1 protein-coding gene is annotated in these 1364 nt (G+C 64.0%); it reads left to right on the plus strand.

Going from position 1 to position 1364, the window contains the following annotated elements; genetic code table 11:
• The first annotated feature begins 76 nt into the window (after nucleotides 1–76).
• Nucleotides 77–1096, plus strand: a complete 1020-nt coding sequence (locus CA236_RS18570; RefSeq protein WP_046406371.1) for an IS110 family transposase — start codon at nucleotides 77–79, stop codon at nucleotides 1094–1096.
• Nucleotides 1097–1364 lie beyond the last annotated feature (268 nt).

The following is a 1364-nucleotide window of genomic DNA, read 5'->3' on the forward strand; positions in this document are numbered from 1 at the left end:
TGATGGGTTGGACGGCCCCTGCACCAGCGTAGCTGTGCGATGATGTGGTCGTTGAGCCACGTCTAGGAGTTGATCCATGCAGCAGGATGTCGTGACCGTCGGTGTCGATCTGGCGAAAAACGTGTTTCAGGTCCATGCGATCAGCGCTGATGGCAGGGTGTTGGTGCGGCGGCAGCTTCGGCGCGGCGAGGTGCTGAAGTTCTTCACATCGTTGCCGCCGTGCCTTGTCGGGATGGAAGCGTGCGCATCGGCGCACCATTGGGGTCGCGAGCTTCTGGCGCTAGGCCATGATGTCCGACTGATGCCGCCGGCCTACGTGAAGCCGTACGTGAAGCGTGGGAAGACCGACGCCGCTGACGCTGAGGCGATCTGCGAAGCGGTTACCCGGCCGACGATGAGGTTCGTTGCTGTGAAGAGCGTCGACCAGCAGGCCGTGCTGATGCTCCACAAGACCCGAGATCTACTCGTGCGACAGCGAACCGCGTTGATCAACGCCCTGCGAGCGCATCTTTCGGAGTATGGCATTGTCACCAGCAAGGGACCGGGCGGCGTTGCCGCGCTGATGAAGCTCCTCCACGAGGGGCAGGAGAAGCTGCCGGCGCATGCGCAATCAGCGCTGCATACCATCGGCGCTCAACTGCGCTCGCTGGCGAGTGAAGTTGACCGGCTCGAGTCGCAGATCCTCGCCTGGCACCGCGGCAATGACACCAGCCGGCGGCTTGCGACCATCCCCGGCATCGGTCCGATCACTGCTTCGGCAATCGCCGCCGCCGTGCCCGATGCATCGCTGTTCCGGTCGGGGCGGCAATTTGCTGCATGGCTTGGGCTCACACCGCGGCCCCATAGCTCAGGTGGCAAGGAGCGGCTTGGCGGCATAAGCAAGCAGGGCGACGGATATCTCCGTAAGCTGCTGGTCGTCGGCGCGACCGCGGTCATGCGCATGGCGCGCAAAGATGCGACCCGCCAGCCCTGGATCGCGCAACTCCTCGAGCGCAAGCCAGTGAAGATTGCGACGGTCGGACTGGCTAACAAGACAGCGCGCATCGCTTGGGCGGTGATGGCGCGCAAGGAGGTCTACGCGGCGGCTGCCGCGTGACCGCTGTCCTCGTCGTCCGCTGAAGCGGGCGGCAGGATGGTGTGAGGGCAGCTGAGTGGTGATGACAAACCGGTTAGACCGGGGATCGAACAAGCCCAGGGGAGCAGAGCGCTTCGAGCGCGATGACGTGATTAGGGATCCGATCCGCGGACTTCATCAGGGCCAGCAGCCATGCGGTGCTGCATGAACAGGCCGAACACATGGATGCACCCGACCGGTGCTCATCGCTGCACAAAAGCTCTTGCACCGCAGGGGCCGTCCACACATG

Source organism: Sphingomonas sp. ABOLG (genome assembly GCF_003950435.1).
Lineage (GTDB): Bacteria > Pseudomonadota > Alphaproteobacteria > Sphingomonadales > Sphingomonadaceae > Sphingomonas > Sphingomonas panaciterrae.

Bases quoted from the DNA above. Each gene is read 5' to 3' on its own strand.
- CA236_RS18570 (WP_046406371.1), top strand. From the start codon at position 77: ATGCAGCAGGATGTCGTGACCGTCGGTGTCGATCTGGCGAAAAACGTG.